Source organism: Bacillus cereus G9842 (assembly GCF_000021305.1).
GTDB classification, from domain to species: Bacteria; Bacillota; Bacilli; order Bacillales; family Bacillaceae_G; genus Bacillus_A; species Bacillus_A thuringiensis_S.
Genome location: NC_011772.1, coordinates 3,305,847 through 3,320,240 on the forward strand (window position 1 = coordinate 3,305,847; position 14,394 = coordinate 3,320,240).

A 14,394-nucleotide genomic window follows, 5' to 3' on the forward strand; every position below is an offset into this window, starting at 1 on the left:
CTTTTCTCCTTATTTGTTCATTTCTTTATTTTTATAATAAATAAGAAAATCCATCCACTTACCATTCTCTAAAGAAAACGCCTCTCTCTCGCATTCAAAAGAAAAACCTGATCGTTCCGCAAGACGAACAGATGGCTCATTATCAACATGTATATGTAATTCAATTCTATGAAAATGAAGACTATTATAAAATAACGATAACGCAGCTTTCACGCTTTCTATGCCATATCCATTTTTCCAGTATTGATTATGTATGGAATACCCCATCATCGCCCATTGGTAATCCATTCGTAAAATTTTTATCAGCTCTAACTTTCCAATATTAGCTCCGTCTTCTTTACGAAAAATGCCTAATACATACATCTCATCTCTATGTGCTGCTTCATCAAAACCTCTTATCCATTCCGTGAACCATGCTTTTGTTGATGATACCAGAACTTGATAGCCATCGTCATATTTATACTGCGATGGCAGTCTCTTATTAAATCCATCTAACCAACTTTCGTAATCATCTTTTTGAAATGGACGGATAATGAGTCTATCCGTCTCTACTTCTAATAACGGTAGCTTCATTTAATTTCATCCCTCGAATTATTAATTGAATATTCTTTATTATCTTACACGAAATACAAAATCTAGTAAATTATTATGTTTTTGATACATAAAAACCCAGTCATGCTTTATACATAACTGGGTTCTCCATCGTTTCATAATTTTCTATTTCATAAGAACTACATCTCGTAATTCCCTCTTCAACACTTTTCCTAAAGCATTTTTCGGTAATTCTTCTATGAATACCACTTCTGGTATTTTGTAACTGGCTAATTTCTCCTTACAATACTGAGTAATACTTTCTTCTGTTAATGTTGTTTCGCCATCCTTCACAATGTAAGCTCTTGGAACTTCTCCCCAAAAGTCATCTGGAACTCCAACTACTGCAACTTCTAAAACACCATGTATTTCATGAATAACATCTTCTACTTGATCTGGATATACATTGTCACCACCGCGTATAATAACGTCTTTATATCTTCCCATAATATGCAGGAATCCATCGTCATCTATCATGCCAGCATCACCCATGTTAAACCAGTTATCTTTTACTACCTTCTTTGTCGCCTTTTCATTATTCCAATACCCTTTAAACATGTATGGACTTTTCACATGAATCTCTCCAACTTCATTTGTTGTTAGTTCATGTCCTGTTTCCGGATGAACAATTTTCACCTCTACATTTTTCAAGGTTTTTCCTACAGAAGACATCTTTTCTTTTCCCATCATTGGATGCCATGAGGTTACAACCCAACCTTCTGTACTACCATAGCCTTGCACCATATATATTCCTTTTTCCATATATTTTTGAATGAGTGTTTCTGGCACTTTTGTACCACCGCTTTGTGCTACTTTAAAGGTTGAAATATTACGTTCTTTTTTATTTAATTCATCAAGCATGTAACTATAAACAGCTGGGAACGCAAGCATCGTAGTAATTTTCTCTTCTTCAATCTTATCCCAAATAATAGCAGGATTCGAATCAGCTAAGAAAATCATCGTAACGCCATGATAAATACAATTTAAAATAGAAAGCACGCCACTCATATGGAACAATGGATGCACGGATAAAAAACGTTCACCTGCTGGGATTTCTCTTTGGCCCGCAATTTCAGCAAAATAATGATGCAAGTTTTTATGTCCAATTACACATGCTTTCGCCTGTCCAGTCGTTCCTGAAGTAAATAAGTAAATGGCATCGTCTTCTTCATGAACTTCTACGTTCGGTTCTGACGTTGGCTGTTTTTGCAACTCTAATTCAAATGAACCAAAGCCTTCTTTTGTCGTTTGAATTACATAAGGGATTTCTTTAACAGCATCAATCTTTAATAATACTTCACTAAATTCTTCATCAATAACTAATACTTTTAATTTCGCTTCTTTTACAATCGTTTCTAATTCATAAGCAGTAAGCTGATGATTTAGCGGAATACATACCGCTCCAATTTTTAAACTTGCCATCATAACGCTTGGAAACGGGTGATTATTTTTGCATAGTATTCCTATACGGTCTCCTCTTTGCACACCATTATGTAACAAATAATGTGCAAGCTGATTTACTCGTTCATTATACTGCTGAAACGAATACCTTTTCTCTCCGCCTACAAGCGCTTCCAAATTTGGTGATTGCATTGCTCTTTTTTGTAATAATTTTTGCATCGTTCTCAAGTAAAACTCCCCTTTATATATGTTAGGTTTTTTATTTTACCAGATTAACTATTAATTTACTAAAGATTACACTTAGTGAATATAAGAAGAATATAAAATAGCCATTTACTTCACAAGTAAATGGCTATTTTTCATTATATATTAGAATACTTCTTGTTCATCACATATTGCACATATTCAGGTGCACTTTTATCAATCTCTTCATCACTTAGTTTATATTCTGCACCATATAAATAAAAGGAAGGTATAAATTCCATACCTGTATATAAGCATGTAGCTTGGAATGGTTTCGTCAACTCATCCATTGTAATCCCACTATTTTCATAGTCTTTTTCTAATCCACCTATAGAAATAGCTACACCAAATTCTTTTCCCTTCACTTTATCTCCTTGTGATCCGTATGCAAACCCATATGTTAATACATCATCGAACCATTTTTTCAATAAAGGTGGTGAGCTGTACCAGTAGAGAGGAAATTGAAATATATATCGGTCATGTTCTACTAACAGCTTTTGTTCCTCTTCCACATTAAACTCCCAATTCGGTGCCACTTTATACAATTCATGCACCGTAATTTCATCCGAATATTTCTCAAGTTCTTCAATCCATCTTTTATTAATTTTTGATTTTTCAATATCAGGATGTGCTACAATTACAAGTGTTTTCATCATTTTTCATCCCCTTTATAAATTATTCAACCCTTTACGTATTAGTATGAATGAGTCACATATAATTGAAAAGTACGTACTTTAAAGTGCTATAGGAACCTTAAAGTACCTGTGGAGGTGTTATATGAATCAAAATGATGACTGCCCAATTGCAACGACACTCGATGTAATCGGCGGAAAATGGAAAGTTCATATTTTATGTGTCTTAATAGATGGAAAAATGCGAACAAATGAAATCCGACGAGAAATTCCAAACATTACGCAAAAAGTTCTGACTCAACAACTTCGGCAACTTGAAGCTGATGGAATTATCCATCGTACTGTATATCAAGAAGTTCCACCAAAGGTTGAGTACACAATAAGCGAATATGGGAAATCTTTAATGCAAATTATGGATGAACTATGTGAATGGGGAAAAGATCATCAATTGAAAAGATTACATGACTAAAAAAACATTACCGTCTTTATTAAATCTTCTACATTCATATTAGTAGTTCAATATTTCTACTGAAATTTTATATTAGAGGGACTCCAACAACTCGTAATTTAGAACCCCAAATCTTTCAGAAATAAAAAACAATAACATTCATCTATAAATACTCTTTATAACAAAAGTATCTTATACTTTTCACCTTATATTTTGCTCGGACACTTTTTATTCATTGAACCGCATCCTAGTTGTTAGACATATAGTCAACAATTTGAGATGTGGTTTTATTAGTCGAATAACAGCTCTCATCAACTTTAATAATCATGACTGCAGACAAAATACTTTGCAAAGAGTTCCTGTACAAGGTGATTTTTCACATAGACTTACCAAATAGCATTTTTATAAAAAACTTCTCACATTTAAATTGGACAAGCATATTTTATTATATGAGGACTCCCTACTCATAGAAAACTACCTTTCTATTCTAAGAGCGCGCATATTTGTGTGCTCTTAAATTATTTACAATAAAATAAAGAGTTTATTAATTTTCTTAATTCACTATCGGAAAAGTACCCATAATAATATCTTTATATTTATCTATTTTTTTTTTTGATTTTTATAAAACTATATTATTTTGGAGTTGGTTAATACGTTACAAAAAACTGACCGTGTAATCATTATGGTCCCTCCATTTTCACAAGTGTTTGTTACATTTTACTCCTCATCAGGAGCACTTCTTTCATCACAAGTCTTATCTAATACCTCTCCACACCCTGTATCAATGTATGCACTTAATGAAATTGAAAGCGAATTATTTGAAGTCGAGTTAAAACCACTACTACTTCATTAAAACTACGAATAGCGGAAAGACCTTTACAACTCCCATATGGAACTACAGCAGTAGCATTTTTAGCAAAAATAGCACAAGCAGAAGAAGCTGCAGAAACGATATATAGCTTTAACTACACACTTACTATGTAGACTTCTCCTAGGAACTTCATTTTAGTTTCCGAAGAAACTAAAATGAAGTATAATTATATATGTACAATAGATATCATTAATCTATTTACAATTTTTCACATTAGCTCTTAAACAATTAAATAAATGGAGGGCATGATATGGACAATTATTATGATGTAGCGGTAGTTGGTGGTGGTCCAGTTGGACTTATGGCAGCATGTGAATTAGCTATCCAAGGCGTAAAAGTTGTTGTTTTAGAGAGAAGATTAGACCGGGTACGAAATTCTAGAGCACTCACACTACACCCTCGTTCCTTAGAATTGATGGCTATGAGAGGTATTGCAGATAGATTTTTAGCTAGAGGACAGAAATTAAATACAAGTCATTTTGCTGCCTTAGATACAAGATTAAACTTTAAAAATTTAAATACTGATTTTCCGTATACACTTTTTATTCCCCAATCTATTACAGAAGAAATATTAGAAGAACATGCATTAGAATTAGGCGTAGTCATTAAACGCGGGCATACTCTGAAAGACTTAAAACAATATGAAACATTCGTACAACTAGAAATAGAACAAAGAGAAACAATATATAAAATAGAAGTTCCATATGTAATAGGAGCTGATGGAGCAAGAAGTATAGTTCGTGAATTATCAAATATACCATTTAATGGAACAAACACAACAACTACCGCTATATTAGGTGATGTTATTTTAGAAGGTATACCAGATAATCCATTTTTATCTACTTCTAATATAAATGGGATATTAATGATGGTACCTATTACACCTGATGTATTTCGTTTTGCAATTATTGACCCTAAGAATCAGACAATACCTGTTCATGTTGCTGTTACAGAAAAAGAGTTTATAGATAGTATTTATAGTATTACAGGTAAACATCTTCAAATTAAGAGCACAATATGGCTTTCTCGTTTTGGCAATGCAACCAAACTAGCAAATACTTATCAACATAAGCGTGTATTCTTAGCTGGGGATGCAGCACATATTCATTTCCCTGCTGGAGGACAAGGTTTGAATGTAGGTCTACAAGATGCTTTTAATATAGGATGGAAATTAGGACTCGCAATAAAACAAAAAAAATATGAAAGCCTATTAGAAAGTTATCATATTGAAAGACATGCTGTGGGAAAACAATTTTTCAAGGAAGTACAAGCGCAAGAACAATTAATGATAAACTTTTCAAACGCAGGAATGGAATTGAGGGATTTATTTTCGTACCTACTTACATACCCCGAGATAAATCAAGATTTATCTGAAAGAGTAAGTGGCTTAGGGATAATGTATTCGTCGATGCACGATATAGAAAGGCATCCATTGATAGGAAAAAGATGTACAAACCTCACTATTTCTTCTCTAAATAAGAAAAGTTATAAACTCTTTGAATTAATGCAGGATGGTAAATTTATTTTATTAATACACCCTACTTATATAGATAAGATAAATAAAATAAATATTGATTCACACATAAAGGTGATAATAGGAGAAATACAAGATTCCAAGTTAAAAAATATAGATACCGTTTTGATTCGACCGGATGGTCACATAGCCACCATTGAGTATACCAAGATAGATAACTGCGAATAGTCCGGAAAAATAATCATCCATTGTATTAGTGATACAAAATAAGTTCACTTTTATAAAACGAAAAGAATCCTATTTATTTAGGACTCTTTTCGTTTTGCCCATCTCACTATTTATAAAAACATATCTACAAGGGAAGAAACACTATATTTACAGTTAACTATAAAATCCCGTTCCAAAGGACTACCCAAAACTCCTCACCTATATACTCCCATGATCAAAAATATTTGTCTCTATTTCATATAAAGTATGAAAAGCATCCATAAAGATAAAGCACCAAGGATAGCAAGCACTATACGAGTAGATAGTACTCTTACTTCAAAATCGGTTTTCTTGGATGGTTCAGGATATGCAATTACATAAATCCCTTTTAATAGTGCGAGCCATGCAATAAGTGTAATGAGTCCCTGCCAATTAAGTGTCCAAACATTATGTAAGATAACAGTACCTAACCCGAGGAAAATTGATAGAAAGCCATACATAATTCCAAATCCTCTGTCTTCTACCACTAATTTTTTCAGTTCACGTAGTATAGATGGTCGTACAAAAAGTATTCCTGAGATGATAACCGTTATCCACCCCCAAAAAAATCCTAAAAAAAGGCTTACCTCCATTGTTACTCCACTCCTTTCAATTACATTTATATTTCAGTTATTTTCCCTTTAGTATTAGATCTATAGATAAAAAACTAAAAATGTAACTTTGGAGTAAAGTCGTACTCTTTATAAAATATTTCATGTGTACATAAATAATCCTTCACCTTACTAATTTTTAATAAAATAAGCTAATTAAGAAGTATAACAAATTAATAACCACCCTACATACAACTTATGTTAGTAAGAAAATCACATGCACTTATACATATTACTTTTGTATAAAATCTTAAAAATTGTAGTCAAAGAATTACTTTTTCATCCTCTTCTTAATGTCTAGACAATCAGTATTTAAACTAAACATGCTAATATTGATTTTGTGCGATTGTCCGTTACCTCATAATAAATTTCTAATCCTTTCCGAGTACCTGTAACCATTTTAGCAGCTTTTAGTTTAGATAAATGTTGACTAATTGTACTTTGAGGCATTTGTAAATCCCCATACATTGTTGTTACATTAGTAGGGCCTTTTGCAAGCATTATTTTTACTAAAGATAGACGAACGGGATGCGCCAATACCTTTAACACCTCAGCAATTTCTTGAAACATTTCTTTTTTTTCTCTCATCTTATTTCTCCCCTTTTATATACAATATTTATGTTATCCATATATATAATTCGAAGGTATATGCGTTTTTATGTCCGTCATTTTAAAAAAATATAAAAAAACTTTAATCCGAAACTAAAGGAGAATCTTAACATAATGTCTCACCACTACTCTATATTCAACTTACTAAAATCAATAAAAAAAGAGCAGATAGTCTGCTCTCTTATGATGCCTCCTTATGTTCCGTGGAATGTTTAACACTCCCCATTCTCTTTAGTTTATTCCATCCTACCGCTACTCCTCGAAGCGATGAACATATAGATTTAATGACAACATAAGTCATAAATTGACGATAAATAAAGCGTTGTAAAATTAACCACACTAACGGTTTAGGGTTCTCTTCCTCTAATTTAAATGCAAACAGAGATGCGAGCAGATCTAATAAAAAGAATACAAAATAAAATCCTAAAACTTTTAGCGGATCGCTACCAAATAGCCCCATGATCATTAATATATCCGCTAAAGGAGCAATGAATTGCAGAACATATTGGAATAACCACATGTTAGGCAATGCAATAAACCCTAATGTTTTATGTTTTGAATTACACAAAGCTTTTCGATGTTTCCAAAGACATTGGAGCGTACCATATGACCAACGATACCGCTGTTTAATAAGACTTTTCACATCTTCAGGTGATTCCGTAAAAGCATACGCTTTTTCTTCATATACAATTCTATGCCCTTGACGTAAAAATGTAATAGTAAGATCCGTATCTTCTGCTAATGTATCTTCGCTTAAATATCCAGATTCAACTACATTCTTCTTGCGCCACGCCCCAATAGCTCCTGGAACAACTGTAATACAATTTAACTCATCAAAAGCTCTACGTTCTAAATTAAACCCTGTAATATACTCAACATGTTGCCAAGTAGTTAACAAATTTCGTCTATTCCCCACTTTAACATTACCTGAAACTGCTGCTACATTCTGATCTTCAAAGTGTCTAATCATTAGAGAAATGGCGTCTTGCGCAATAATAGTGTCCGCATCTAAAGTAACAATGATTTCTCCTCGCGATTGTTGAAACGCTAGGTTCATTGCCGATGATTTCCCGCCGTTTTCTTTCTGAATGAAACGAACTTTAGAGTGTTTATAAAATGTTTCTTTCATTACTTTTGACGTATCATCTGTCGATCCGTCATCCACAACAATAACTTCAAATTCTCTATAATTACTATCCAAAATTGAGCGAATCGTCTTAGCTATCACCTTTTCTTCATTATATGCCGCTATGACAACACTAACAAAAGGTTGATATGACGAATTAATATAGCGAGATAGCGTTTTGCTTTTCTGCTTCCATGCAAAATAAATTAAGAATAAGAATCGAAAAATCCCTAATCCAATAGCAACATAAAAAATAGTTGTTAATATATGTTTAAAGTATCCTGCCCCTGAAAAGACAGCTTTATTGTAAAGTAAATATTGCTTCCCCTCTGAAGAAACAGGAGGCATAATTTCCTCTCGTTCTTTATTCATTAAATCCGAGATTGTTACAAAACTATATCCATGCTTTCTTAGGTCTTTAATAATGATTGGGAGCGCCTCTACTGTATGGGTACGATTCCCTCCCGCATCATGAAGAAGAATAATATTTCCCTCTCCCTTATAAACGGGATTAAGAGCACGCTTTACTAATTCATTTGTTGATGGTGTTGCCCAGTCTTCGGGATCCACTTTTTCTGCTACCATTGTATAGTTCATATTTTGTGCCCGTAAAATAGGCACTATTTCATTTGAGGAATCCGGGTTAGCATCCGCTTCGTATGGTGGCCTAAACAAAACTGTAGAATGCCCAGTTATTTCCTGGATCAGACGTTGCGTCGTATTAAGTTCTACTTTTGTTCGTAGTAAAGACGTATCAGCTACGTTAGGATGCTTGAAAGTATGATTGCCAATTTCATGACCTTCATCGTATATTCTTTTTACAATACTAGGATTTAGTTGTGCGTTTTCACCAAGGACAAAAAAAGCAGCTTTTATTTTATTCTCTTTTAATATATTTAAAATTTCTGGCGTATATTTCGGGTCTGGTCCATCATCAAATGTTAATACTACTTGTTTCCCTTTCGGTTTTCCATATCGTTGCACTTCGTATGCAGATGGTAAGGATTGATATACTTCATCTGTAAGATAACCATCTTTGCCTACTTTAAAATCTCTCAATCCATTTTTTCTTTCATTCTCAATCTGTAAAATTTCACCTTGTCCAGAATAATTTACTTCATCTAAACTATTGATTTTATGTAATACATTAGGATTTTTTTGTGCCTCAATAGGATTTTTTAAAACTTTCCATATTGTAGGATCTTCTGCTCCCAATCTCCATAACGCAACCCCCTTTGCATTGTTGTCCATTGCGATTTTCACTTGATTATAGAGAGTAACACCGTCTAAGAACCATGCAGTATGTTCTTTCTCTCCTGTTTTATATCTAAAATAAGGATTTCCACTCATGTTATCCCATTGAATTTTCATATTTGAATCATGAGCCATTGCCATAACTTCTGAGAAAGTTAAAGACTTCGCAGCTTCTTTACTATTCACTTCCCAATCATATCCATAGTTACCGAAAGCAACTATAAGCTTATTAGACGGAATATTCAGTTCTTTTAATGTATGTTGGAACCATTTATTTGAAGCAATTGGTCCTGGTTCCCCGGCTCCATAGTGCTCATCGTACATCATTACAATCATTCGATCTATTATTTTTGCTAACGCACTATAATCAAAAGCCTTATCATTAGCTGGAACATCTTGTGTAACGAGCAAATCATGTTCATGAAATTCCGTAGTAAGTTCTTTCATAAAATTTGTTAAGTTTTCTCTATCACTTTCAGGTACGGCCTCAAAGTCAATATTAATACCTGAAAACTGATTCTTTTTAACTTGGCTTACTAAATCATTAATAAATTTCGTCTTCACATCATTCGGCGAATTCAGTAACTTATGGATAAGCTCACTATCAGGGCCAGAAGCTTTTTCTGTATAGTTAGTAAGTAACGGCATAATTTTCACATGATTTTTTTTTGCTAGTTTTACAATCTCAGGTTTTATCTCACTTCTAATCGTTAAATCTTCTTTTAAATGATACCATTCTGGTACTAACGTGGTTAATGAATCGATATTTTCTTTTAAAGAAGCGGTACTATTTTCATCCCAGTTTACATAAAAACCATACACTTCTTTAGGTTGTTTACTATCGTTTGTCGAATTCACCAAATTTTTATTATCCTTCATTTCGGTATTTGGCTTGAATTCTTCGTTCTTTAACTGCTCCTCACTAAGTTTTTGATTAATTGGTACAAGTTTCGTATCTTGTTTTACAGTAGGATTCATGTTTGGAATTTCTGGTGTTGAAAAAATACTTTGAAAGAAAAAATAAAATACAACACCTACACTAACTATTGAGATACATAGAAACCAAATAAAGGCTATGTTTCTCCTTCCTTTCGGATCATAAAAAACAGGTTTTTCTTTATCTTTCTCTTGTTGAATGTTTTTCTCCATTATATTTTTCACATACTCCTTCTTAATAGAACTATAGAATAATAAAGTGCAACTTTAATCAGCCCTCACCAATTGGGCATTTACAAGCAGCCCAACCCCCACCTAACTTCTTTGCCCAAGCCAAATTTTGAGATGGGAGTTTTACTGCCCACAATAGCGAGAGAAATCCTTTTAGCTTTGAAATGAATCTCTCACTTCCATATTCTATTGATTCTTCTTTTCATTCCCTTGCTGGTGGCCTCTATTTTCTTGTTGAGACCCCCTACCATTGTTCCCTTGCTCGTTTCCATCATTTTCTTTCTGGGGTCCTCTTCCATTGTTTCCTTGCTGATTCCCATTATTTCCTTGTTGAGATCCTCTTCCGTTGTTCCCTTGCTGATTTCCATTATCCCCTTGTTGAGATCCTCTTCCGTTGTTCCCTTGCTGATTCCCATTATTTCCTTGTTGGGATCCTCTTCCGTTGTTCCCTTGCTGATTCCCATTATTTCCTTGTTGAGATCCTCTTCCGTTGTTCCCTTGCTGATTCCCATTATTTCCTTGTTGAGATCCTCTTCCATTGTTCCCTTGTCGGTCCCCATTATTTCCCTGTTGAGATTCTCTACTGTTATTCTCCTGTTGATTCCCTCTATTTTCTTGCTGGGATCCTCTTCCATTGTTTTCTTTTATTTGCTTCGATGGCTGTTCTTCTGTTTTCTTTTGTTCTTTATGCTCTGGCTTCTCATATTTTTTTTCTTGTACGGGAGACAAATCCGGTGATGCATCAGGAGATGACTCCGGCTGCAATTGTATCTCTTCTTCGTTTTCCACCGGATTAGACGGCGTGGCAGGAGGCGTAAGCGATTTGTTCTTCTCACTCTCTTGCTTTATATAGACACCTGTGCCAATTCCAGCTTTTCTAGCATTCTCTCGTACTTGCATTGTGCTACTTTGATATTCAACTGTAATATGTTTTAGCTCATATTCTTTCTTTAATTCTTTCATCGCCTTTTCCAACTGTGGTTCTAGTGCCTTGTCCTTTGCAACAGCTGTTAGCATAACTTGCTTATCATTCGTTAAATACTTATCCTCTTGACTTTGCTTTATAATCCTACGTATTACTTCTTGCAATTGTTTATTTTCCCATTGCTTCAATTCTTTTAAAATACGCCTTCCATCATCATTACAAGCCTGCAAATCTATAACACGAAAATCCTTTGTTACGCTCACCTCTAAACTTGGATTTATATCAACTGAGACGTAAGCAAATACTTTTTCTTCTGGTTGATTGTAGAAAAACAGCACTGCAAATAGAAAACAAGCAACAAGTATTGATGCAGGTTTTAAAAAGGAAGGGATCGAAAAATGCGATGCTTTTTGTTCTTGCTCATCAAATAAGATTTCCTCCCCGATTATGCAAGAATCCCCTTTTCTTTTACACGTAATAAACTCTCCATTTGGTGTTAAAACAACTACGCTATGCTTTTTTATATCCATCACAATTCCTTTATTCATCATGCTTTTCCCCTCTTATGTAATCCAGAATATATGTATAGTTGTTTGCAAAAATAATACACATTGCAATAATGTATTTTCTATGTCGTTCCAACGTTTTACGACTTACCCTAACACGTGGTTCTATATGTTTAAGCGGTAACTTTTTCTTTCGGAACAGCTCTTCCATCATTTCCTCTTCTTTTATAATAATTTTTACAATTTCTATTAAGTGCTCACGTGTATCACGATGCTTAGGAGATTCTTTAGCAAGCTCTGAGAATGTGATTTTAAACTCAGCTAGCACACTTTGAAAATGAAGAATTTCCTCCTTACGGTTACTATTTTCCATCTCTTTCATATACTCCGTAAGCGATACTTGCATTTCTAACATTTCCTCTTGCTCATCTTCTTTTAAAAAGACAAAGTTATGTTTAGACTCCTTACGTATATAGTCAATTACATCTCTTTTTATAAGAAGATCAGCAAACGCTAAAAAGGATTTTCCTTTTGTATATGAATACTGTTCAATTGCTTCGTTAAACGCAAACAATCCAATGCTATATTCATCATCCTGTTCTGTTATATATCGGCGGCAGACAGATGAGATTGATTTTCTAATAAAAGGCTGATACTGTACGATAAACGCTTCTTTGTCTTCTTCGTTGTTTTGTATGTTACATACGATATCTTCTATTTTCGGTTTTCTTAAGATCTTCATTACTAAACTCAACACTTGTAATCTCCCAGCCTCCTTCAAATAGCAAAATGGCCACTACACAAGTGACCATTTAACCAGATTTTCTTGGTACTTTTCTTCGGTCTTGTCTTCTTGCTGTTAGTTATATTTTTCGATTCTAACTTTTCCTAACGTTTTCTTAATGATTTTCCTTTTCTCTCGGCACAAAAGTTAAGTTTTAATTTTTATCTACTTTCTTATTTTCTACCGTTCGTTTTGCTTATTCTTTTTCTATTTTATCTGCAATCCTTGAATAACTCTTCTCTATATCATTGGTAATTTCATCCTTTTATTTCGGATGCCCACTTAATCTAGTAAATTTATTAATGCTTCTATATTCTTTCATAGTCATTTTTCTTCTATTTATTTTCTTCACTATACATATTCGGAGGAATACATAGTTTTATGGGGGTCAAAAAATATTTTTTAAAAAAATACATATTTATTTCAAAAATAAAAACCATCAATTTGAAAAAGGATAATCAAATTGATGGTTTTCTTATAATATCTATTAAATTGGATTCTCATTTTGTACATTTTATCATGATTGAGGAGAGAAAAGATTAATATAAACCGATGCAGCTAAGTCATATTATCGAATCGAATGTAGTGTAATCACATATTTCTCATTCTCTTAAGTAAGGACTAAAAATAACCTATCCATAGAGCTACTAAAACCACTACGAATAAAGCAAAGCAACATGTAATATTTTGAATCCACTTTTGTATATCATCAAAATACTTTTCTATAAATGCAGTGTAAATAGAAAGCATAAGAAGTAGCTCAATGAAAGTAAAGGATCCCAATTTATCGTTAAATCTTTCATTAGTAAATGTACTTACATGAAGGAATAGAAAAACAAACGTTACTATGAATAGCTCAAATAGCCTTTTTTATTCTCCCCACCACCACCTTACAGTAATTCCCTTTTATTCCATTTTATCAGAACATACTGTGTAGCAGCATATGAATATTATATTCATGTTAAAAAGGCCAACAATACAAGATCATTAGCCTCTACTTTCCATATTCGCACCTTTTATCACTTTACTTCCTAACAACCGGAATCCACATTTCACCAAATATTAAGCCATTTCTCTGCCCCATCTCAACCGTTGTATTCGGTCCACCAACATAGGCAAAATCCTTTGCTTCTGGTAAAGCTTGACCGAAGGCGATGCCAGTAAGCTTATTACTTAGCTCTTCAGCCGTTTTGTCTTCCCCTTTCACTACTAAGTATTCTCCCCTCGGAAACTGAATCACTCTAGATTCTTCTTCTATTTGTGCTTCTGTCATGACACCCGCATAATACATCATTTTGTTATTCACCGCTTCGCTCACGGAAAAAATGTATTCATTTGTAGCTAAAGCTTTTAAAGTGTCCAGCCTTCTATCTTCTTTAACAGCCGACCAAAAGTCTTCCTTTTCTTTATTTATTCCAGCAAAGTCTGTGTATTCACTCTTAATTTCAGTTCCAATACCTAATACAATAAAGCTATCTTTTTCTTCTATAGTATAATTTTTCATTT

12 protein-coding genes are annotated in these 14,394 nt (G+C 33.5%); 2 read left to right on the plus strand and 10 right to left on the minus strand.

Features of this window, described 5'->3' with window-relative positions; translation table 11 throughout:
* Window positions 1–9: 9 nt before the first annotated feature.
* The 3 genes from BCG9842_RS30845 to BCG9842_RS16635 form a co-directional block, all read right to left on the minus strand.
* Window positions 10–573, minus strand: a complete 564-nt coding sequence (locus tag BCG9842_RS30845) for a GNAT family N-acetyltransferase (RefSeq protein ID WP_000775342.1) — start codon at window positions 571–573, stop codon at window positions 10–12.
* Window positions 574–717: 144 nt separating this feature from the next.
* Window positions 718–2,211, minus strand: a complete 1,494-nt coding sequence (locus tag BCG9842_RS16630; RefSeq protein WP_079997362.1) for a class I adenylate-forming enzyme family protein — start codon at window positions 2,209–2,211, stop codon at window positions 718–720.
* Between the two features lie 143 nt (window positions 2,212–2,354).
* The gene (locus BCG9842_RS16635) at window positions 2,355–2,888 is read right to left on the minus strand and encodes an NAD(P)H-dependent oxidoreductase (RefSeq protein ID WP_002082441.1); all 534 of its coding nucleotides are present in this window, start codon (window positions 2,886–2,888) and stop codon (window positions 2,355–2,357) included.
* Window positions 2,889–3,012: 124 nt separating this feature from the next.
* Here BCG9842_RS16635 and BCG9842_RS16640 point away from each other — a divergent pair, with 124 nt between their 5' ends.
* Complete coding sequence (locus tag BCG9842_RS16640) at window positions 3,013–3,336, plus strand: winged helix-turn-helix transcriptional regulator (protein WP_001072962.1); 324 nt, start codon at window positions 3,013–3,015, stop codon at window positions 3,334–3,336.
* Window positions 3,337–4,436: 1,100 nt separating this feature from the next.
* On the plus strand, window positions 4,437–5,888 hold the full coding sequence (locus tag BCG9842_RS16645; RefSeq protein WP_000371167.1) for an FAD-dependent oxidoreductase: 1,452 nt from the start codon (window positions 4,437–4,439) through the stop codon (window positions 5,886–5,888).
* Window positions 5,889–6,118: 230 nt separating this feature from the next.
* On the opposite strand, the gene BCG9842_RS16650 is transcribed toward BCG9842_RS16645, so the two are convergent.
* The 7 genes from BCG9842_RS16650 to BCG9842_RS16680 all read right to left on the minus strand — a co-directional run bounded on the left by BCG9842_RS16650 (window position 6,119) and on the right by BCG9842_RS16680 (window position 14,392).
* The gene (locus BCG9842_RS16650) at window positions 6,119–6,499 is read right to left on the minus strand and encodes a hypothetical protein (RefSeq protein WP_000453955.1); all 381 of its coding nucleotides are present in this window, start codon (window positions 6,497–6,499) and stop codon (window positions 6,119–6,121) included.
* 330 nt (window positions 6,500–6,829) lie between these two features.
* Complete coding sequence (locus BCG9842_RS16655; RefSeq protein WP_001208312.1) at window positions 6,830–7,105, minus strand: ArsR/SmtB family transcription factor; 276 nt, start codon at window positions 7,103–7,105, stop codon at window positions 6,830–6,832.
* Between the two features lie 202 nt (window positions 7,106–7,307).
* A complete protein-coding gene (locus BCG9842_RS16660) occupies window positions 7,308–10,655 on the minus strand; it encodes a glycosyltransferase (RefSeq protein ID WP_000414295.1) in 3,348 nt (1,115 codons plus the stop codon).
* 204 nt (window positions 10,656–10,859) lie between these two features.
* A complete protein-coding gene (locus BCG9842_RS16665; protein WP_000981215.1) occupies window positions 10,860–12,149 on the minus strand; it encodes an anti-sigma-I factor RsgI family protein in 1,290 nt (429 codons plus the stop codon).
* A complete protein-coding gene (gene sigI / locus BCG9842_RS16670) occupies window positions 12,139–12,861 on the minus strand; it encodes an RNA polymerase sigma factor SigI (protein WP_002082432.1) in 723 nt (240 codons plus the stop codon). Before sigI ends, BCG9842_RS16665 begins: the two co-directional genes overlap by 11 nt.
* A gap of 648 nt (window positions 12,862–13,509) precedes the next feature.
* The gene (locus tag BCG9842_RS30125; protein WP_043333320.1) at window positions 13,510–13,737 is read right to left on the minus strand and encodes a DUF3963 domain-containing protein; all 228 of its coding nucleotides are present in this window, start codon (window positions 13,735–13,737) and stop codon (window positions 13,510–13,512) included.
* A 175-nt stretch (window positions 13,738–13,912) separates the two neighbouring features.
* Entirely contained in the window at window positions 13,913–14,392 is a 480-nt protein-coding gene (locus BCG9842_RS16680) for a GyrI-like domain-containing protein (protein ID WP_041488170.1), read from the minus strand.
* Window positions 14,393–14,394: the final 2 nt, after the last annotated feature.